This is a genomic window from Nocardia testacea NBRC 100365, from assembly GCF_000308775.1.
In the GTDB taxonomy this organism is placed as follows: Bacteria; Actinomycetota; Actinomycetes; order Mycobacteriales; family Mycobacteriaceae; genus Nocardia; species Nocardia testacea.
Genome location: NZ_BAGJ01000068.1, coordinates 75,748 through 95,915 on the forward strand (window position 1 = coordinate 75,748; position 20,168 = coordinate 95,915).

Annotated in this window: 18 protein-coding genes and 1 pseudogene; 6 read left to right on the plus strand and 13 right to left on the minus strand. The window is 71.2% G+C overall.

Going from position 1 to position 20,168, the window contains the following annotated elements; all coding sequences use genetic code 11:
• The first annotated feature begins 6 nt into the window (after positions 1-6).
• From ON38_RS08695 to ON38_RS08705, 3 genes are all read left to right on the plus strand, one after another.
• Positions 7-1,614, plus strand: a complete 1,608-nt coding sequence (locus ON38_RS08695; protein WP_039823874.1) for an L-aspartate oxidase — start codon at positions 7-9, stop codon at positions 1,612-1,614.
• A 116-nt stretch (positions 1,615-1,730) separates the two neighbouring features.
• Entirely contained in the window at positions 1,731-2,591 is an 861-nt protein-coding gene (gene nadC / locus ON38_RS08700; RefSeq protein ID WP_039823875.1) for a carboxylating nicotinate-nucleotide diphosphorylase, read from the plus strand.
• Between the two features lie 99 nt (positions 2,592-2,690).
• A complete protein-coding gene (locus ON38_RS08705) occupies positions 2,691-3,554 on the plus strand; it encodes an arylamine N-acetyltransferase family protein (RefSeq protein WP_039823827.1) in 864 nt (287 codons plus the stop codon).
• Positions 3,555-3,591: 37 nt separating this feature from the next.
• Here ON38_RS08705 and ON38_RS08710 read toward each other — a convergent pair whose 3' ends face one another.
• On the minus strand, positions 3,592-4,113 hold the full coding sequence (locus tag ON38_RS08710) for a nuclear transport factor 2 family protein (protein ID WP_157181704.1): 522 nt from the start codon (positions 4,111-4,113) through the stop codon (positions 3,592-3,594).
• A 99-nt stretch (positions 4,114-4,212) separates the two neighbouring features.
• Between ON38_RS08710 and ON38_RS08715 the strand changes: the two genes are divergently transcribed.
• Positions 4,213-4,683 (plus strand): MarR family winged helix-turn-helix transcriptional regulator, encoded by a 471-nt coding sequence (locus tag ON38_RS08715; RefSeq protein ID WP_039823828.1) that lies wholly within the window; start codon positions 4,213-4,215, stop codon positions 4,681-4,683.
• Here ON38_RS08715 and ON38_RS08720 read toward each other — a convergent pair.
• Genes ON38_RS08720 through ON38_RS08730 form a run of 3 tightly spaced genes read right to left on the minus strand, consistent with a single transcriptional unit; the run spans position 4,661 to position 8,134 of the window.
• A complete protein-coding gene (locus ON38_RS08720) occupies positions 4,661-5,893 on the minus strand; it encodes an MFS transporter (RefSeq protein WP_039823830.1) in 1,233 nt (410 codons plus the stop codon). The genes ON38_RS08715 and ON38_RS08720 overlap by 23 nt on opposite strands.
• The gene (locus ON38_RS08725; RefSeq protein WP_051164515.1) at positions 5,890-6,972 is read right to left on the minus strand and encodes an amidohydrolase family protein; all 1,083 of its coding nucleotides are present in this window, start codon (positions 6,970-6,972) and stop codon (positions 5,890-5,892) included. Before ON38_RS08725 ends, ON38_RS08720 begins: the two co-directional genes overlap by 4 nt.
• On the minus strand, positions 6,965-8,134 hold the full coding sequence (locus tag ON38_RS08730) for a beta-ketoacyl-[acyl-carrier-protein] synthase family protein (RefSeq protein ID WP_157181705.1): 1,170 nt from the start codon (positions 8,132-8,134) through the stop codon (positions 6,965-6,967). The genes ON38_RS08725 and ON38_RS08730 overlap by 8 nt, the downstream gene beginning before the upstream one ends.
• A gap of 281 nt (positions 8,135-8,415) precedes the next feature.
• Between ON38_RS08730 and ON38_RS08735 the strand changes: the two genes are divergently transcribed.
• A complete protein-coding gene (locus ON38_RS08735) occupies positions 8,416-11,361 on the plus strand; it encodes a helix-turn-helix transcriptional regulator (protein WP_083872436.1) in 2,946 nt (981 codons plus the stop codon).
• Positions 11,362-11,379: 18 nt separating this feature from the next.
• Here the strand turns inward: ON38_RS08735 and ON38_RS08740 are convergent, their stop codons facing one another.
• A complete protein-coding gene (locus tag ON38_RS08740) occupies positions 11,380-12,018 on the minus strand; it encodes a GNAT family N-acetyltransferase (protein ID WP_039823834.1) in 639 nt (212 codons plus the stop codon).
• A gap of 33 nt (positions 12,019-12,051) precedes the next feature.
• On the minus strand, positions 12,052-13,230 hold the full coding sequence (locus tag ON38_RS08745; protein ID WP_039823836.1) for a winged helix DNA-binding domain-containing protein: 1,179 nt from the start codon (positions 13,228-13,230) through the stop codon (positions 12,052-12,054).
• Positions 13,231-13,310: 80 nt separating this feature from the next.
• Here ON38_RS08745 and ON38_RS08750 point away from each other — a divergent pair, with 80 nt between their 5' ends.
• On the plus strand, positions 13,311-14,285 hold the full coding sequence (locus ON38_RS08750) for an alpha/beta hydrolase family protein (RefSeq protein ID WP_245563970.1): 975 nt from the start codon (positions 13,311-13,313) through the stop codon (positions 14,283-14,285).
• Between the two features lie 13 nt (positions 14,286-14,298).
• Here the strand turns inward: ON38_RS08750 and hisH are convergent, their stop codons facing one another.
• The 7 genes and pseudogenes from hisH to ON38_RS08785 all read right to left on the minus strand — a co-directional run.
• A complete protein-coding gene (gene hisH, locus ON38_RS08755) occupies positions 14,299-14,922 on the minus strand; it encodes an imidazole glycerol phosphate synthase subunit HisH (RefSeq protein ID WP_373281199.1) in 624 nt (207 codons plus the stop codon).
• A 106-nt stretch (positions 14,923-15,028) separates the two neighbouring features.
• A complete protein-coding gene (gene hisB, locus ON38_RS08760) occupies positions 15,029-15,661 on the minus strand; it encodes an imidazoleglycerol-phosphate dehydratase HisB (RefSeq protein ID WP_039823839.1) in 633 nt (210 codons plus the stop codon).
• A gap of 20 nt (positions 15,662-15,681) precedes the next feature.
• The gene (locus ON38_RS08765; protein ID WP_051164516.1) at positions 15,682-16,839 is read right to left on the minus strand and encodes a histidinol-phosphate transaminase; all 1,158 of its coding nucleotides are present in this window, start codon (positions 16,837-16,839) and stop codon (positions 15,682-15,684) included.
• The gene (gene hisD / locus ON38_RS08770) at positions 16,836-18,173 is read right to left on the minus strand and encodes a histidinol dehydrogenase (RefSeq protein WP_039823840.1); all 1,338 of its coding nucleotides are present in this window, start codon (positions 18,171-18,173) and stop codon (positions 16,836-16,838) included. Before hisD ends, ON38_RS08765 begins: the two co-directional genes overlap by 4 nt.
• A 97-nt stretch (positions 18,174-18,270) precedes the next feature.
• Positions 18,271-18,702 (minus strand): hypothetical protein, encoded by a 432-nt coding sequence (locus ON38_RS08775; protein ID WP_039823842.1) that lies wholly within the window; start codon positions 18,700-18,702, stop codon positions 18,271-18,273.
• Positions 18,703-18,738: 36 nt separating this feature from the next.
• Positions 18,739-19,341, minus strand: a complete 603-nt coding sequence (locus ON38_RS08780; protein ID WP_039823843.1) for a maleylpyruvate isomerase family mycothiol-dependent enzyme — start codon at positions 19,339-19,341, stop codon at positions 18,739-18,741.
• 53 nt (positions 19,342-19,394) lie between these two features.
• A pseudogene (locus ON38_RS08785) lies at positions 19,395-20,168 on the minus strand (serine/threonine protein kinase); the annotation flags it as partial.

Below are 20,168 nucleotides of genomic sequence, written 5' to 3' on the forward strand. Positions count from 1 at the left end.
TACGTGATGACCGATCGACTCGATCGGATGTGGGAGGCCCGCGCCGATCTGGTGGTGATCGGCGGCGGGGTCGCCGGGCTGACGGCCGCGCGCGCGGCGGCGCGGGCCGGGCTGCGGGTGCTGATCCTGAGCAAGGGTGGCCCGGCCGATACCGCCACGCAGTACGCCCAGGGCGGGATCGCCGTGGTCGCGCCGTACGGGGACTCGGTGGATTCCCATGTCGCCGACACCCTCGCCGCCGGTGGCGGGCTGTGCGATCCCGACGCGGTGCGTTCCATCGTCGCCGGCGGGCCGGACGCGGTGGCCGCTCTCACCGATCTGGGTGCGGTGTTCGATCTCGGCCGGGACGGGCAGGTGTCGCGGACCCGGGAGGGCGGGCACAGCACCCGCCGCATCATCCATGCCGGCGGCGACGCCACCGGCGCGGAAGTGCAGCGGGCGCTCTCGGCGGCCGGACTGCCGGTGCTGTTCGGCACCGCGGTACTGGAGGTGGTCACCGGCGTGTCCGGCGTCCAGGGAGTGCTGGCCGTCTCCGATCGCGGACTCGGCCTGGTGCACGCGCCGGCGGTGTTGCTCGCGACCGGTGGTCTCGGGCAGCTGTACGCGTTGAGTACGAACCCGGCCGGTGCGACGGCCGACGGCGTCGCGCTGGCGCTCTGGGCGGGCGCGGCGGTGGCGGATCTGGAATTCGTGCAGTTCCATCCCACCGTCCTGTTCACGCCCGACGGGTTCGGCAGGCAGCCGCTGATCAGTGAGGCGGTGCGCGGTGAGGGTGCGCGGCTGGTGGACGCGCGGGGTGACTCGGTGACCGCCGGGGTGCATCCGCGCGGTGATCTGGCGCCCCGGGATGTGGTGTCCCGGGCCATCGCGGCCCGGATGCGGTCGCTGGGCGCCGATCACGTGTACCTCGACGCCCGGGAGGTACCCGACTTCACCCGGCGTTTTCCGACGATCACCATGTCCTGCCGCGCGGCGGGTATCGACCCGCGCCGCGATCTGATTCCCGTGGCGCCCGCCGCGCACTATCAGTGCGGCGGCGTGATCACCGATCTGCACGGGCGCACCGGCGTACCGGGGCTGTACGCCGCCGGCGAGGTCGCGCGGACCGGTCTGCACGGTGCCAACCGGCTGGCTTCCAACAGTCTGCTCGAGGGTCTGGTGATGGGCGAGCGGGCCGGGTTCGCGGCGCTGGAGCGGGTAGGGGAACCGGCGCAGGTGCCGGGCGAGCCGGTCCGGGGCAGGCCGGTGCTGCCGCGACCTGCGCTCCAGCAGGCGATGACCGAGTACGCCTCGGTCGTGCGCGACGGTGCCGGGCTGGCCCGGGCGGCCCGGATGCTCGACACCGCGCGCGGCGACGAACCGACCGCGCTACCGCCTTCGCGCCCCGGGACGCCCGCGGAAATCGTGGCCCGGTTCGAGGACGCCGCGCTCACCGTCACCGGACAGGCGCTGTTGCTGGCGGCGCGAGCGCGCACCGAGAGCCGCGGCTGCCACACCCGCGGCGATCACCCGCAGACGGCACCGGGCTCGGCGCAGTCGATCGCGGTGCGCCTGGACGACAGCGGCGCGCCGCGCGTGATCACCGAACCGACGCCTTTGGCGGCGCCGTCGTGAGCGGTCGGGTGACCGCGGCGTTCGCGACCGGTCCGCGACCGGATCCGGAACCCGGTATCCGCCGGCGAAGCGACCCGGCGCGGCCGCGCGCCCGGATCGAGAACGAGGAGAAGACAATGTCATTGGATTCCGGTCTGGATCCCGAGGAAGTCCGCGGTCTCATCCGGACGGCACTGGACGAGGATTTGCGCTACGGGCCCGATATCACCACCACGGCCACCGTTCCCGCGGATGCGGTGGTGAAGGCCGCGGTGGTGGCCCGGCAGCCGGGCACCGTCGCCGGGATAGATATCGGGCTGCTGGTGCTCGACGAGGTGATCGGCGCCGGGGGCTACGAAGTCACCGAGCGGGTGGCCGACGGCACCCGGATCGCGCCCGGGCAGACGGCGCTGGCGGTGGTGGCGCCGACCCGCGGGCTGCTCACCGCGGAGCGCACCATGCTCAACCTGATGTGTCATCTCTCGGGTATCGCCAGCGCCACCGCCGACTGGGTGGACGCGGTCGAGGGCACCGGCTGCCGGATCCGGGACAGCCGTAAGACGCTGCCCGGGCTGCGCGCGCTGCAGAAGTACGCGGTGCGCGCCGGTGGCGGCGTGAACCATCGCATGGGTCTGGGCGACGCCGCGCTGATCAAGGACAATCACGTCGTCGCGGCGGGGTCGGTGGTCGAGGCGCTGCGCGCGGTCCGCGCCGCCGCGCCGGAGATCGACTGCGAGGTCGAGGTCGACGATCTCGATCAGCTCGACGCCGTACTCGGCGAGCAGGTTCAACTGGTCCTGCTCGACAATTTCCCGCTCTGGCAGACCCAGGCCGCGGTCCAGCGCCGCAATGCCGTGGCGCCGGAGACGAAACTGGAATCCTCCGGCGGCCTCACCCTCGATATGGCCGCGGACTATGCCCGGACCGGTGTCGATTTCCTGGCGGTGGGCGCCCTGACCCATTCGGTCCGCGTGCTGGACCTGGGTCTCGATATGTAGCAGCGCCATCGAGCGCCTGGGACGCGAGTTCCGTGGAGTCACGGAACATCCGGCGCGTGCGGGCGGTTGCTCGTTGTGTACCAGGGCGAAAGGGATGACATGTCGAAACCGGCCGATGCCGCCTACCACTGGAACGGCGCAGCACTTGATCTGGACGCGTATCTGACGCGGATCGGATACACCGGCCCGCGCACTCCGACGCTGGCCGTGCTGCGGGAGCTGGTGGCCGCGCACACCACCGCGGTGCCGTTCGAGAATCTGGAGGCGGTGCTGGGCCGGCCGGTGCCGCTGGATCTGGAATCGCTACAGGACAAGCTGATCCGGCGGCGGCGCGGTGGGTACTGCTACGAGAACGTCACGGTGTTCGCGGCGGCGCTGGAGCGTTTCGGATTCGGCGTCACCGGACTGTCCGGCCGCGTCACCATGGGGTCGGGCGGGCTGCGCCCGGCCACCCATGCGCTGCTGCGGATCACCGTCTCCGACGACGACCGGGCGTGGCTGGCCGATGTGGGGTTCGGAGCCGGGCCGTCCGAACCCTATCCGCTGGTCGATCGTCCGGACGAATTCACCCTCGGCGGCTGGCGGTTCCGGCTCGAACGCACCCGGGGCGAACTCGGTGGGGACCAGTGGGTGCTGTACCAGTTCGCGTCGGCCGGCTGGGTCGACCGTTACACCTTCACGCTGGAACCGCAATACCGGATCGACTACGAGGTGGGTAACCATTTCGTCTCCACCTCACCGCGCTCGCCGTTCACCCAGCGGCCGTTCGTGCAGCGGTTCCTTCCGGGCGTCCACCACACGCTCGACGGACGGACCCTGACCACCGAGTACCCGGACGGGACGAGCGTGTCGCGGGAGCTGGAACTCGCGGAGCTGGCGAAGGTGCTCGGCGAGGTTTTCGATATCGATATCCCGGACGAGGATGCCGAGGCACTGATCGCCGCGCCCTGGGCGACCCGCTGACCGGTCCGGCCGGGCCGCCGCGCGGGAGCGCCGGCGCTCAGAACCGGGTCCCGACCGACCAGAGCGGAGTGGAGTGCACCCGGGTCAGGCGCCAGCCCTCGGCCGTTCGCCGCGCGGCGAAGCGGTAGACCTCGCCCAGCGTGTAACCGGGGGCCGGTAGCGCGTTGTCCGTGGGGGCCGGAGCGAAGACGGCGAGCAGGTTCGCCCGGATCTCCGCGCTGTCTCCGGCCAGGTCGATCGCGATATTGCTGACGAAGTGCTGGATCGCCTTGTCCGGGGAGTGCGTCCGCGCGGCTTGTGCGGTGAGAGCGTCGCGGCCGCGGGCTTCCCCGCCCGGAGTGCGCGCGGTGGCGTCGGCGGTGTAGATCGTGCGGAAGCGGTCGAAGTCTCCTTCGTCCAGTGCCCGGGACAACCGGTCCACCAGGGCGGTGATCTCGGCGCGGTCGGTGAGTTCGCGTACGGCCCGTGCGGGTGGGTCGATCGCGCCATGGAGCACGGTGGCGCCGAGCACGGCGGCCGGCAGGACGGTGCGGAAGAGGTGATGGGGGCGCGTTCGCATGACGAGACCTTCCACTACTGTTGGTGTAGCCAATGTTGGCTGGGCCAACAATAGCGGGTTTTGTGGGAGCTGCCAACAATTGCTTGCTAGATTCCGGATATGAAGATCGCGCACGAGGACGTCCCCGGCAGGCTGCGTTCCCTGCCGACCCGGCTGATCAACCAGACCGCGCTACTCGCCGATCGCGCCACCGAACAGGCGCTGGCCGATACCGGATCGCGGCGATACCACTACGCAGTACTCACCACACTGCGGGAGGCGGGCGCCGCGAGCCAGGCCGAACTCGGCCGGCGCACCGGTATCGACCGCAGCGATATGGTGGCGGTCCTGAACGAGCTGGTCGCCCGGGGTTTCGCGGACCGGGCCGCCGATCCCGGGGACCGCCGCCGCAATATCGTCACCCTCACCGCATCGGGCAGTGCGCACCTCGACGACCTGGACCGCCGGCTGGACCGGGCGCAGGACGAACTGCTCGCCGGGCTCTCGGCGGCCGAACGGCGCACCCTCGTCGGTCTGCTCACCCGCATCCTCGACGCGCATACGGCGGCTACGACCCGCGGCGGAGCATGACCACATTCGGGCGATGCGGCGGCCGCGGCACAGCCGTGCCCGCGAGGAGTTGCACCAGGCACAGACCGGCCAACAGCCAGATGACCGGCTCCCAGGTTCCGGACCACAGGTGCAGGGCGCTCTGCACCGCGACTCCCACACCCGCCAGCGCGTAACCGATTCCGTGCGTCGTCGCCGACAGGACCGTCACCGAGCCCCGGTCGGGGGCACGCAGTGAGATCAGACTCAGGATGAGCGACAGGGTTCCCAGCCCCACCCCGATCGCCGCGGCCCACAGCCACGGCACCGTCTGCGGGTACCGAGACAGTCCCAGCAGGCCCAGGGCGGGGGTCACGGTGGCGACGGCGAGGGGCAGGACGCGGCCGGGTGCCCGGCGCACCCATCCGGGGAACAACGCCGCGGCCGGCAGACCGGCGGCGGCCGCGACGCCGAGCAACAGTCCCGCAGTGGCCGGGTCGGTACCCGCCTCGCGATAGAACGACGGCAGCAGGCTCATGACACCGAACGCCGTGGTCGCCCACGCGGCGAACAAAACGATCAGCGACCAGGCCAGTCGTCCGCGCGGAACGAGTATCCACCGGAGCGGCGGCGCGGGCGCCGGGCTCACGGCGGGCTCCGGGTGGCGCCGCAGCGCGGCCAGCCACAGCACTACGGCGACTCCGCAGACCGGCGCCCACAGCACAAGACCCCACCGCCACGAACCGGCCGCGCTCACCGGCGTGGTCAGGAATGCCCCCGCGGCGCTGCCGACACCGATCGCGGGGGCGTACAGGGCCGTCATCCGGGTCGCGCCAGGACCGGAGCGGCCGGCCAGCACCGGGAGCAGAGTCGCCACCACCGCGGTACCCAACGCGGTCACCGTCGTGCCGGCGATCAGCAGGCCGGGCCCGCCCGCGACGCGCACGAGCTGGCCGCCCGCCATGACCGCCAGCGCGACGGCGAAGGCACGGTCCGGATCCCAGACCGCCGCCAGCCGCGGCGTCGACAGGCCGCCCACGGCATAGCACCACAGCGGTATGGTGACGGCCCACCCGAGCATCGCCGAGTCGATGCCGGTGCCGGCCGGGACGAATTCCAGCGCCGCGCCGAGGCCGGTGACCGGCGGGCGCAGAGCGAATCCGGCGACGACCAGCGCGGCGGCGCCGAGCAGCCGGGTCCGGCCGGACGCGCCCGAAACGGTATGTCCCCCCAGGGCGGGCGCTCCGGTCATCTCCGCACCGGGATGCCGTTGATCGCGGCCGGGGCCGAAGTGGCCGGGATGGCCGGGGCCGGCGTCAACCCGAGCAACTCGCTGATATTGCGCCAGGCGACCCGTTCCAGCAGTTCGTCATCGGCACCGGCGTCCAGCTCGTCCACTCGCCACCGGGCCCGCAGCGCGGCCAGCTGCGGGCCCATTTCCTCCATCGGATAGTCCAGCGCCACGGCCACCCGCTCGGCGCCGGCGCCGGCGATCGCCGCCCAGAAGGCCGGCGGGTCGGTCACCCCCGAGGTGGTGACGAACAGGTTGGTGCGCAGGTAGTGCGATGGTGGATGGTCGAGCCGCAGGCCGTGCCGCTGTGCGTTGGCCACCTGCCAGCGCGAGTCCAGCCGGGACGGCGCGGCGAGCAGACCTTCCCCGGCGTGGCCCAGGATCACCGTGAGCTCACGAGTCGCCGGGCGGTCGAAGACGCCCGAGCACAGCAGCCGCAGGAAATGGGCGGCCGTCTCGACGCCCCAGCCGAACAGGGGCCCGCGCAACTGCGGATGACCGGCCGTCCAGGCGGCCGCGTCGGGCGCGTTGGCCGGATGCAGATACAACGGAACCCCGAGCTCGGCGACCGCCTCCAGGAACTCCTGGTACTGCGGCTCGTCCAGGTAGGAGCCGCAGGTGTGGCCGTTGACCAGCACCCCGACCAGGCCCAGCTCACCGATCGCCCGGTGCAGCTCTCGGACCGCGGCGGCGGGATTCTGCAGCGCGACCGTCGCGAATCCGGCGAACCGGTCCGGGGCCGAGGCCACCACCTCGGCCAGCCAGTCGTTGGTGCGCGCCGCGAGCCGGGTGGCCTTCGCCGGATCGGGCTCGACCTGGATACCGGGCGCGGTCGGCGACAGCACCTGCACGGTGACGCCGTGGGCGTCCATCGCGGCGAGTCGCTCGTGGCCGACGTCGCGCAGCCGGTGCTCGGCCTCGGCCCAGTACGCGGCGTCGAGGTTGTTCCGGGCGCCGTCCAGATACTCGCTCAGGAAATCCGGAAGTACGTGCTCCTCCACGGTGACGATCCGCTCGGGACGCCCGCAGGGCTCAGGCATGGCTTTCCTCTCTCTCGATCCGCGGTCCCCACGGTCGGCCGACCGCGACGTCACCGCGCACCATGGTTGTGTGGTCTGCCGCCGCGGCCCGGGTCGTGGGCAGCAGCGCCCGGCCGAGGAACGAGTCGGTGCCGAACCCGGGGCCGAACCCGGCGCCCAGCAGCGGAGCGCCCCACTCCGGGCGCAGCGCGGGATCCGCGGCGATCAGGGCGATCGCGTCCAGCACAGCCGACGACATGAGGTTGCCGCGGAGCAGCGACCGCCACGCCGGTGCCACCTGGTGGGCCTCGAGACCCAGGGTGTGCTGGACATCCCGGATGATGTTGTTGCCGCCCGCGTGCAGGGCACAGACGGCGAGATCGGCCCCCGTCCATCCCTGCCTGCTCAGCAGAGCCCGGAGCGCAGGGGCCACGGCCGGGATGGAACGCACCGCGTCGGTGGTGAGGCGGAACCGCGGCCCCTCGTCGGTGACGACCCAGGTGATGGCATCCGCGGTGCCGGGCACCTCGTAGCGGGTGATATCGAGCAGCTCGACGCCCTCCTCGAGCGAGGTGGACACCACAGCCGCCGCCGCGGCGTCGGAGAACAGCGCGCTGGAGACGATATTGCCCACCAGTCCCGCTTCGTCCAGCTCTGTTTCGACGTGGAAATGCGGCGACGCCGTATCGGCGGTGACGATCAGGACCGTATGGCCGGGATGGGCCCGTATCCACGTGTGCGCCAGCGTGATCGCGTGCGCGCCGCCGCGGCAGCCCATACCCGACACGGGTAGCGCGGCGCAGTCCGGGCGCAGCCCCAGGGCCTGTGACAATGCGCTGATCGGTGCCGGCATCGACAGCAGGGTGGACGACTCGAGAACGACCAGATCGATATCGGCGCCACCGCGGCCCACCGAGTCCAGCGCTGCCCGCGCGGCGGGTACCGCGTACGCGTGGAACGCCTCCCAGGCGGCGGCGTTACGGGCCGCGAACCCTCGCATACCCATGATCTCCTCAGTGCGCAGGTGCATGGGATGGACATCGATGGCGAGCCGTCCGGCCATCGTGAGGGCGCGCTCCACCGCGCGGGATCGCGGGCTGCCGGGCGGGAACACTCGCTCGTACCGGTCGCGCACCGCCTCGACGAGTTCGGGATGCGGAATCGCGTGTGGCGGAACGGTCACCACCGGGACCGATACGCGGGGGTGCCTGGCGGGCGGGGTCACTGGGTATCCAATCTCTGCTCCGGCGCGTCCTCGCCTGCCACGGGTTTGGGGTGGGCGTGCGGCCGAAGCCCAGGATCACCGATCTCGCCGGCCCGCAGACAGTAGGGAGATCCCTACATTCGGGTGGCCCGCCCGAGAACCTCGGCGCGACAGAAGGACTCGGGCTGGCTACCATCCACGGCCAAAGCCCGGAGAGATCGGCGATCCGGGCCGCTGGGCCCGGAGGTAGCGGATCGGTGATGTCACCGGGACGAGATGGCCTGCCCCTGGTGGGCAGGACGGCGGAACTGCAGGTGATCCAGGCGGCGTTGCTCGCCACCCGGCAGGGGGCCGACGGTGCCGTCCTGATCACCGGTGAACCGGGTATCGGGAAGACCCGGTTGTTGCGGGAAGCCGCCGACCGGGCCGCGGCGCTGGGTTTTCAGGTGATGCACGGGGGCGGTACCGAACTCGGGCACGCGATTCCCTACGCGGCAGTGATAGACGCCCTCGACGAGCCCCTGAGCACGTTGCGCCGCGCCGACCTCACCGCCGTCGGTCGCGACAGCCTGGCCGAACTCGGCCGGCTGCTGCCCTCGCTGGCGGGGTGGGCAACGCCCTCGGCGACCACTTTGCAGATCGAACGCCATCGCTGCCATCACGCCATCCGGACGATACTGCATCGGCTCGCGGCCCGGCGCCCGGTGCTGCTGGTGCTCGACGATGTGCAGTGGGCCGATCACTCCTCCGTCGAAGCGGTCGTGCACCTGTTGCGGCACCGGTCACCCCGGTTGATGCTGCTGCTGGCCCATCGCAGTCCGTCGCTTCCCGATATCGCCTCCGCGGCCCTGTACCGTGCCGCCTACGATCGCACCCTCACCGTGCTGGAGCTCGCGGCGCTGTCGCCGGGCGAAACCGCCGAACTCGTGCACGACGAAAACCTCGACGAGGGCGAACTGGCGCGACTGCACGACCAGTGCGGCGGTAATCCCTTCTACCTCCAGGAACTCGCCCGGGTCTGGCGGCGATCGGCGACCACCGAGCCCGCCGATTCCGGCGCCGGTCCGGCCGAGATTCCCGCCGCGGTCCGCGCGGCGCTGGCACAGGAGGTCCGCGCACTGTCTCCCGAGGCCCGTCGACTGCTGCACGGCGCGGCCGTGGCCGGTAACACGGTCGAATGGGATCTGGCGGTCGAGATCAGTGAACTGACCCCCGCGCAGGCTCGCCGCGCGACCAACGAAGTGGTGGAAGCCGGGATCGTGCACGGGTCGGCGACGCCGGGCCGACTGACGTTCCGGCATCCCATCGTCCGCCTCGCCGTCTACGAGGGCGCCGGCTACGGATGGCGGACCCGGGCGCATCGCCGCGCGGCGGCAGCGCTGGCCCGGCGCGGTGCGGCACTGTCGATACGCGCCCACCACTGGGAGCGCTGTGGCACGGTCGGCGACGAACAGGCGATCACCCTGCTCACCCGGGCGGGCGTGGCGGTGGCCCCCCGCGCACCGGCTGCGGCGGTGCGCTGGTTCCGGGCGGCCCTGCGTCTGCTGAGCGACGACGCACCGGCCGGACATCGGCTCTCGCTGTCCTTTTCGCTCGCCGACGCGCTGAACGCGGCCGGCCGTCTCGGCGAGAGCAGCGAGGTGCTGCGGCACGCGCTGGACCTCATACCCGCCGCTGCCGTCACCGATCGCGCCGGTGTGCTGACCCGGATCGCGCTGACCGAGCAGGGGCTCGGCAACGCCACCGAAGGGGGGCGGCTGCTGACCGCGGCATTGGCGCTGACCCCACCGGACAGTTCCGCGGCGGGCGCGCTCCAGCTCGAGCTGGCCAAGAACCATCTGATGACGCGCCACTGGGAGGAAGCGGTCCGGGTCACCCGGCAGGTGCGCCACAGTGCGCGGAACCGCGGCGATCGGCGGTTGTATCTGGCCGCGACCGCGGCCGGTGCCTATATGGGCACTCTGCAGTGCGGGGATTCGCTCGTACACGCGTCGGCCCACCTCGACGAGGCCGCCGCGGCGCTGGACGCGCTGACCGATACCGAGGCCGCGCCCGACCTGCTGGACGGGCTCACCAATGTGACCTACGCCGAGATATCGCTGGAACGGTTCGCGTCCGCGGCCGCGCACGCGGCGCGCGGTATCCAGCTCTCCCGGGATACCGGGCACGGTAGGCATCTGGTGGAACTCCAGCATCTGCACGCACTCGCCTTCCTCATGCAGGGCCGGTTGGAGGCCGGGCTCGCGGCGGCCGCGAACGCTGTGGAAAGTGCGCTGCTGCTCGGCAACTCGCCGATGGTGGCGCTGACCGAGGCGACACGCTGCTGGCTGTTGATGCTGCTGGGCCGGACCGCCGAATCCCTCGCCTCCGGCGCGCTGGCGGTCCGGGTGAACGCGCAGGCGCCGACTGCCCTGTTCGCCTGGCATGCTCCGCTGGTCCACGGGGTCGCCCTCATCGAAGCGGGCCGCTTCCGCCACGGTCGCCGCGAACTGCTCGCCGTGGCCGGCGGACCCGACCAGCGGTCGATGTTCCCGACCACGATGCCGTACTTCTACCGCTACCTCGTCGACGGCGAACTCGCGCTCGGGCGCATCGACGCCGCCGAGCAGACCACGCGCCAGGTCGAGTGCATCGCCGAGGCGATGCCGATGTTGTCCATGCGCGCCGGGGACGCCAGATACTGCCGGGCCAGAATCCAGCTGACCTGCGGTGACGCTGCCGCTGCCCGCGCTACCGCCGAGCAGTCCGTTGCCGCGTACGAGGCAGCCGGAACACCGGTGGAGGCGGCCCGGGCGAGATTGCTGCTCGCGCACGCCCTGTCCGACCACGATGCCGCCGCCGCCGAGCGGGAGTTCGACAGCGTGCTGAGCACCGCGGAGATCTGCGGGGCGGCCCGGTTGGCCGAGCAGGCCCGCCTGGGCATGCATCGGGTCGGCGGACGCCGGTCGCCGCGGCGACGCGACCGACCACGAGCGACCACGGACCGGTTCGGCGACCTGACCGAGCGGCAGACCGAGATCGTGGCCCGGGTGGTACTCGGGCGGACCAACCGGCAGATCTCCGAAGAACTCCATGTCAGCGAGAAAACCGTCGAGGCCCATCTCACTCGCCTGTACACCCGACTCGGCGTCTCGTCCCGGACCGAGCTCGCCGCCGTGGCCAGCGACAGTTGGTCGGCCGTTTCCGGCGGCGCACCACCGGGGTGACGGAGCGCATCCGCGAAATCAGCAGTCGCGGACCATGGTTCGCTGATGGACTCGCCCACCCCGGTACCGCAGACCGGGTACCGGCGGGGTGGCGCCGTAAGGGGTGAATCCCATTCGCTCGAAGAAGCGTACGGCCCGGGTGTTCTCGACCAGGGTCTGCAGATGACAGCCCGGGGACCCGGCCGCGCTCAACCGCTCGAACCAGCGCTCCATCAGCCCCGCCGCCGCGCCGGTGCCCCGGGCCTCGGGTGCCATATTGATGTGCAGATGCGCCGGCCAGCGCGGATCATGGATCTCACCGGCGGTCGGGGAACGGCGCAAGGCCGTGGCGGCCGCGTCGAAGGCGCTGCGGGCGAAGAACGCGACCGGACGCCGCCGCAGTATCAGGCGGTGCGCCCGGATGGCCTGCGCTATCCGGGCGTCCTCGCCGGGGAACGTCGCGCCGTCGAGACAGCCGGTGAGGTAACCGACCAGCACACCGTCGTCTTCGGCGAGGAACAACGACTCCGGCTCGTGGTCCATATACGGTTCGAGGTAGATCGCGGCCTCCGATTCCGGGTGTCCCCACAAACTCTCGGTCGGGGAATCCGCTCCGGCTCGGACGAACAGCAGCCGCAACGCGTCACGGTCGGTTTCTCGGAAGACACGGATTCGCATACCGGGCAATCTACTTCGCCGGAGTGTCCGGTTTCACGCGGTGAGTTCCCGCTCCAGCGGAGTGCGGAACCGCGGGATCGGGCGTACCGCGCCGAACCAGCCGGCGGCGCGTTCGGCCTCCGCCCCGACCAGCGCGGTGGCGTCCGCGCCGATATCCTCCAGCAGCCGGGTCACGATCTCGCCGTCCTTGCGCTGGGCCCAGCCGCCGACGATCCGGCCGTCGTACCAGATGCTCGGCCCGATATTGCCGTTGCGATCGAACAGCAGCTCTTGATGTTCCCCCAGATACCAGGCGCGCGACTGCCAGCCCATCGGAGTGGGATCCAGTGCGGGCAGTAGCGCGGCCCACGGCGGCGGATCGGCCACCGGTTCCAGGTCGTCGGCCAGGAGTATTCCGGTGCCGCCGTCCAACTCGACCTCCACCGTGTCCAGCGCGGCCAACGCCTTGCGCACCTGACCCAGCGTCCACCCGGTCCACCACTTGATATCACCGATCGGCGCCGGACCGAACGTCTGCAACCAGGCCCGGACCAGTTCGGTGCGCGCGTCGTCGACCCCGAGTTCGGGCAGCGGCCCGGACAGCCAGGATTCCACCGGCGCCCACGAGTACTGGCTGCTCGACCAGGTGCCGTTCGGCCGTGCCCGCACGATCCGGCCCTCGGTACCGAGAAGTACCAGCACCCAGCTGGTGATACTCGTCGGCCGTGAATACGACTTCTCCGGCGCCGTATTGATCTGCGTGCGCAGTTCGGGAACGTCCTTGCTCAGCTGTGCCCCGGTCGCGCTACCCCGGGCCAGCAGTGCCCGATGCGTACGGTCGGCGACCTCGGCGAGCCACGACGCCGCATCACCCCCGCCGATACCCGCCTGGTCCAGGTACCGCGCGTAGGTCCGGCGTTGTCGGGCGGCCAGATCGGCGCCGCAGGCGGCGTGCAGCACAGGGACCAGGCCGGCCGGTGCGACGAACATGGTGCGCCGCATGGCCAGCATGCGCACCAGCGACCGGTCCTCGTACAGTGCCCGCTCCACCTGCGCGGGGCCCAGATCGTGACCGCGTGCCGCCACGGACAGGTGCACGGTGGCCGGATCGGTCGCGTGCAGCACCACCAGCGACCGCACGATCTCGAGCGGGTCGGCGCCGCGATGCGCGCCGGCGAGCCGGTGCCGGACGCCGATCCGGGCCCGGCGCTGCGCGGTACTGATCGAATACATGCCCGGATGCTAACGGCGGGATCCGACAACCCGCGGCGCGGTTGCGGCGAATGTAGGGCGGGCCGTGGAATATTCGAAGGATGAGCAGACGCGTGATGAGCTTCCTGGCCGGGGTGCTGTTGGCGGCGTCGGCGGCGACCCTGCCGGCCGCCGCGCCCGCCGGCGCGACCCAGGCGTGCTCGGTCCAGACCCGCCCGGTCTCCATACCGGTCCAGGGCGAGCAGGCCACCGGACTGGTCTACGAACCGCACGGCTGCGCGGTCGGGAACGCGCTGATCGTCGCGGCGCACGGGCACAAGGGGTCGTCCGCCCAGTACGCCGAGTACGTCACCGCGATCGCCGCGCGGGCCGGGACCCCGGTCCTGTCCATGGATATGCGGGGCAGTGCCCAGTGGCGTACGGGGGAGTGGAACCTGTGGGCCGGCTGGCAGGACCTGGTCGCCGCGACCCAGTGGTACAAGGGCGCGCATCCCGGCGTCGCGCGCACCATCCTGTGGGGCTGGAGTCAGGGTGCGATGACCTCCGGCCTGGCCGCCGCCTACGGCCCGGCCGGATTGTTCGACTACTGGGTCGATACATTCGGTCCCTCCGATCTGGCCACGCACTGGGCCGGGCCCGCGTCGGACTATCCCGCGCTGCAGGCGCAGATCCAGCGCGACGCGGGTAACTGCGTCCCCCTGACCTGCCCGCTCGCCTATGCGGAACGGTCGCCGGCACTACAGGCCGGCCGGATGGGCATCCGGCATGCCTTCCTCGTCCACGGCACCGCCGACGAGGTGGTGCCGTTCGCGGCCAGCACCCAGATGCGGGCCGCGCTGATGCTCGCCGGAAAACCCAGCACGCTGTACTCGATCGTGAGCGGGCGCACCCTGACCGGAGCGGTCGAACCGGGACGCCACAATGTCGGCCCGGCCCTGTTCGAGGCGGGGTGTGTGGTGGAGCGGCTCGCGCTCGGCACCGAACCACTCGACGGCAACCGCGATTACGTGGTCGATGTCGCCCGCGGTGTCGTGGCGGCGCCCCCGCCACCGCCGAACGCCAAATGCGCGGCGTAGCGGGCGGCGGCGATCAGAGGGATTTCACCCAGTTGGACAGCAGCTGTGCTCCCGCGTCGCCCGACTTCTCCGGGTGGAACTGCGTCGCCGAGAGGGCTCCGTTCTCCACCGCGGCCAGGAACCGGCCGGTGCCGTACTCGCACCAGGTCAGTCCGGGGGCGGCGAGGTGGTCACTGGGTGGCAGTTCCCAGTTGCGGGCGGCGTAGGTGTGCACGAAATAGAAGCGGGTGGCGGGGTCCATCCCCGCGAAGAGCACGCTGTCGGCCGGGGCGGTGACGGTGTTCCAACCCATATGCGGGAGCACCGGCGCGTCCAGTTTGTCGACGGTGCCGGGCCATTCCCCGCATCCCTCGGTCTCCACCCCGAACTCGACACCGCGGTCGAACAGAATCTGCATTCCCACACAGATGCCCAGCACCGGCCGCCCACCGGCGAGCCGCTGCCCGATGATCCGCTCGCCGCGCACTTCCCGCAGACCGGCCATACAGGCCGCGAACGCGCCGACACCGGGGACCACCAGGCCGTCGGCGGCGAGCGCGGCCTCGGGATCGGCGGTCACCTCGACCTGTGCGCCCGCCCGGACCAGCGCGCGCTCTGCCGAGTGCAGATTGCCGGACCCGTAGTCCAACAGCACCACCGAGGTCACCGCACTACCTCCGTGCGTGATACCTGCGGGGCCGCGGGACCGTGCTCGTGGGCCGCGGTCGCGGCGGCGCAGCCATAGCGGTATCGGGGCATCGGCATCAGAGCGCTCCCTTCGTCGAGGGCACACCCTGGACGCGCGGATCGGGTTCCACGGCGGCGCGCAGGGCGCGGGCCACCGCCTTGTACTCGGCTTCGGTCACATGATGCTGGTCGCGGCCGTAGAGCACCCGGACATGCAACGCGATCCGCGCATTGAGGGCGATCGATTCGAAGACGTGCCGGTTGAGCACCGTCGAATACGGTGCCCCGGGCTCGTTGCGGCCGCGCACCGGCGCGCCGGGGATCACCGCGTGCAGCAGGTGGTCGGGTTCGCCGGTGTGCACGCAGTAGGGCCGTCCCGAGACGTCCACCGCGGCGTGCGCCAGGGTCTCGTCCATCGGAATGTAGGCGTCGCCGAAACGGCGGATGCCCTTCTTGTCACCGAGCGCCTGCCCGAGGGCCTGGCCGAAGACGATGGCGGTGTCCTCGACGGTGTGGTGCGCCTCGATCTCGATATCGCCGTCGGCGCGCACGGTCAGGTCGAAACTGGCGTGGGTGCCGAGCGCGGTGAGCATATGGTCGTAGAACGGCACCCCGGTGGCGATATCGGTCCTGCCGGTGCCGTCGAGATCCAGTTCCACCACAATGCTGGATTCCTTGGTGGTGCGCTCCACCCGCGCGGTTCGGTTCATACTCACTTCCGTCTCGGTGATCAGCTGTGCGCTGTCGGTTCGGTGGCGGCCAGTTTCGCGCTGACCCGCAGGAATTCGTCGTTCTCCGCGGCCAGCCCGATGGTGGCGCGCAGGTAACCGCCGATCCCGACATCCCGGATGAGCACACCTTCGTCCAGGTAGTGCTGCCAGGCGCGCGCGGAATCCTCGAACTTCCCGAACAGCAGGAAGTTCGCGTCGCTGGGCACCACCTCGTACCCCATCTCGGTCAGCCCCCCGGCGACCCGGTCACGCTGCGCGGCCAGTTCGGCGACGCTCGCCAGTGTCTCGTCGGCATGGCGCAGCGCGGCCCGTGCCGCGGCCTGGGTGACCACCGACAGGTGGTAGGGCAACCGCACCAGCAGCAGGGCGTCGACGACCGCGGGAGCGGCGACGAGGTAGCCGAGGCGGCCGCCGGCGAAGGCGAACGCCTTGCTCATCGTCCGGCTGACCACCAGCTTGGCCGGGTAGCGGTCGATCAGGCCGATGGCACTGGGCGCGGCGGAGAACTCCGCGTAGGCCTCGTCCACGATGACGATTCCGGGGGCCGCGTCGAGGATGCGGGCCAGATCCGTGGGCGCGATACTGTGCCCGGTGGGGTTGTTCGGGCTCGTCACGAAGACCACATCGGGCCGCCGTTCGGCGATGGCGGCGAGGGCGGCGTCGATATCGATCGCGAAATCGGGACCCCGCTTCGCCTCGACCCATTCGGTATCGATGCCCTCGGAGATGATCGGATGCATCGAATACGAGGGCACGAAACCCAGTGCCCGCCGGCCGGGCCCGCCGAACGCCTGCAACAGCTGCTGCAGGATCTCGTTGGATCCGTTGGCCGCCCACACATTGGCCGTGTCCACCGCGATCCCGGTCTGCCGGGTGAGGTAGGCGGCGAGATCGGCGCGCAGGGCCACCGCGTCGCGATCCGGATAGCGGTGCAGGCCGGCGGCCGCGGCCCGGACCGCCTCGGCCACATCCTCGATCAGCGCCCGGCTCGGCGGATGCGGATTCTCGTTGGTGTTGAGCTGCACCGGCACGCTGAGTTGCGGGGCGCCGTAGGGGGATTTGCCGCGCAGGTTCTCCCGCAGCGGCAGCGCGTCGAGTCCGATGGCGGACCCGGGAATCGTGGTCGCGGGGGTCGCCGCGGCGTCGGCGGCGGTCACGACAGCGCCTCGAAACGCGCGCGGACGGCCTGGCCGTGCGCGGGCAGGTCCTCGGCATCGGCCAGCGCGACCACATGTCCGGCCACGTCTTTCAGGGCAGTCTCGCTGTACTCCACCACGTGGATTCCGCGCAGGAAGGTCTGCACGCTGAGCCCGGACGAGTGCCGGGCGCACCCGGCCGTGGGCAGGACGTGATTGGATCCGGCGCAGTAGTCACCCAGGCTGACCGGGGCGTAGGGACCGACGAAGACCGCGCCCGCGCTGCGCACCCGCGCGGCCACCGCGGCGGCGTCGGCGGTCTGGATCTCCAGGTGTTCGGCGGCGTAGGCGTTGACCACCCGCAGGCCCTGCTCGATATCGTCGACCAGCACGGTGCCCGATTGCGTCCCGGTCAGTGCGGTGGTGACCCGATCGGCATGCTTCACCACCGTCAGCTGCGCGGTCAGCGCCGCGTCCACCGCGTCGGCCAGCTCGGGGCTGTCGGTCACCAGCACACTGGCGGCGAGCACATCGTGTTCGGCCTGGCTGATGAGGTCGGCGGCCACGTGCACCGGATCGGCGGTGGCGTCGGCCAGGACGGCGATCTCGGTGGGGCCGGCTTCGGCGTCGATCCCGACCAGGCCGCGGCAGAGCCGTTTGGCGGCGGTCACATAGATATTGCCGGGACCGGTGATCAGATCGACCGGCAGGAGCTCGGCGCCGTCGGTATCGGTCCCGCCGTAGGACAGCAGCGCCACCGCCTGGGCCCCGCCGACCGCCCACACCTCATCGACGCCGAGCAGCCGGGCGGCGGCCAGGACGGTGGGATGCGGGAGCCCGCCGAACTGCTGCTGCGGCGGCGAGGCGACCACCAGCGATTCCACCCCGGCGGCCTGGGCCGGGACCACGTTCATCACGACACTGGACGGATAGACCGCGTTACCGCCGGGTACGTACAGCCCGACCCGCTCCACCGGCACCCAGCGTTCGGTCACCGTCCCGCCCGGGACCACCTCGGTGGTGGTGTCGGTGCGCCGCTGATCGGCGTGGACCGCGCGGGTGCGGTCGATCGCGACCTCGAGCGCGGCGCGTACCGCCGGATCGAGTTCGTCCAGCGCCGCAGCGAGCCGCTGGGCCGGCACGCGTACCGCGTCGGGGGTGACCCCGTCGAATTTCGCGCCGAATTCCAGCGCCGCGGTCGCGCCACGGTCGCGGACGGCCTCCACCACCGGCCGCACCTGATGCAGTACCGAGTCCACATCGACACCACCGCGCGGCAGCGCGGTGCGCAGTTGCGCGGTCGTGGGAGTGCGACCGCGCAGATCCACGCGGGCGAGCTCGATACGGGATGTCATGGTGGTTTCGATCCTTGTCTCCGGCCTGGCTACATCAGCACAAGGTGCCGTTCCAGCCTAACGGGCCGCTACCACCGAATATCCGCGTGGTCGGTGATCAGGAGATCCGTGTATAGACGAAATCGAGCCAGTGTTCCCAGCTGCGCGGATCCAGTTCGGAGTCCGAACGCTCCCAGGTGGCGCGGAATGTGGTACTCGTCTCGTCCAGGTTCCCGGTGAACCGCTGGGAATGGCCGGGCGCATCGCGCCACACCCGCCACAGCGGCCCGTCGAAGGAACCCTGGTAGACGCGGTGCTCACCGAACTGGTCGTAGTGCAGGATGACGAGGCGCTCCTCGTACAGATCGTCGGCGCCGACGAGCCAGGTCCAGCTGATCGCGGGATCGGGGACCGTATAACGGACCGTCAGGAACCGTGCGTCGGGCATCCACTCGATCGCCGTATGCCCGGTGATATCGGGGTACCGGCTGGTGGTCGTCTTCCATTCCCCGACCATCCTGCCCATCGCGGACAGCGCGGACTCGGTCATGTGCGCGTCTCCCATCGGTGGAGCGAACTCTGATGTTCAGCTGCAGCGGCGACGCAGTTCCGCCACCCCCTCGCCCTCGAGTTCGTCGAGGACCGCCGGACGGCCTACCATCGCCAACGCTAGCGCCTCGCCGCGGCCCCGTACCGGAGGACCGGACCCTTTGACCCAGTCGAAATCTGTGGCGACGAACTGTAACCCCTTCGTATACCGGCCGGGGCGGGCGAAGGGGTCGGGCCGGTCGAGTACCGCGCGCAACCGGTCGGCGGGGATATCGCGGGCCCGGCCGAGCGGGCGGCGGATGTCCTGCTGGTGGACGAACAGGTCGGCGAGACCAAGACGGGGCCACCAGCGCGATACCGAGCCCGGAGCCGCGGCGAACTCCGCCAGCAGCTGCGCCGGTGTCCGCCGGGTACCGACCGCGGCCATGGCGTTGTTGACACCGTCGATGGAGAAGCGGTTGCGTACCGTGAACCCGGCGTATTCGGTGAGCGGGATGCTGTCGTAGCGCAGATGCGCCACCAGCTCCCGCACCCGCCAGCCGGTGCACAGGGTGGGCGCGTCCCACTCCGCCTCGGACAGCTCTCGCAGCAGGGCGGTCATTTCGGCGCGCTCGTCGGCGAGCATCCCCCGGATATCCATGTCGCACACCGTAACCCGGCCGGCCCCCGGGTGTCCCCGGAGCCGGCCGGCGGTCAGCGGGTATCGCTGTCGATCAGCAGACCGCTGCCGGAACTGACGATCCGCAGGGTCGGATTGCGGGTCTGGCCTCCGTAACTGAGGTTGTTCACCCGCATATCCACCGAACCGTCGGGATTGTTGCCCTTGTACGCCTCGATCCGGCTGAAATTGTCCACCGTGCGGGTCGACCAGTACTGCTGGAACTCCTGCTGACTGCCGTACACCTGCTGTGCGGCGGGGGTGAGCAGCGACCAGGAACCGGCGGGATCGAGATAGAACTGCTCGATCAGTTGGCCCGCCTGGACCCATTCGACCGAGCCGGTACTGGCCGTGGAGCCGAGCGCGGGACCGCTCGCCGCCGGGGTGTCGGGCGACTTCGAGACGGTGGCGCTGGTCGAGGTGTCCGCCTGCGCCGAACCGCTGTCGCCCGAATCGGTGGAGTTGAAGAACAGCACACCGCCGACGACCGCGGCCCCGGCGATACCGCCGATGACCACCGCGCGTTTGACCCCGCCGTTGCCGCCGGACCCCCGCGCGACCGGCTGCGTGCTGGTGGGCGGATGGTTCGCCGGCCGGCGCGGTGGGCGCGCTTCCTGGCCGTTGCGCGCCGCCGACCGTGATTCCGGCCGGCGCCGCGGCGCCGCGTCCTCGGCCGGGCCGCCGTACCGGCCGGGCGCCGGGATTCCATGGTGCTGACCGCGGCACCGCCGTGGCCGTTCGCGGTCGTGGCCGTTGCGATCGAAGGCTTCCCGGGCCGGAACGAAACCGGCGTGCTCGGAAGCCGCGCT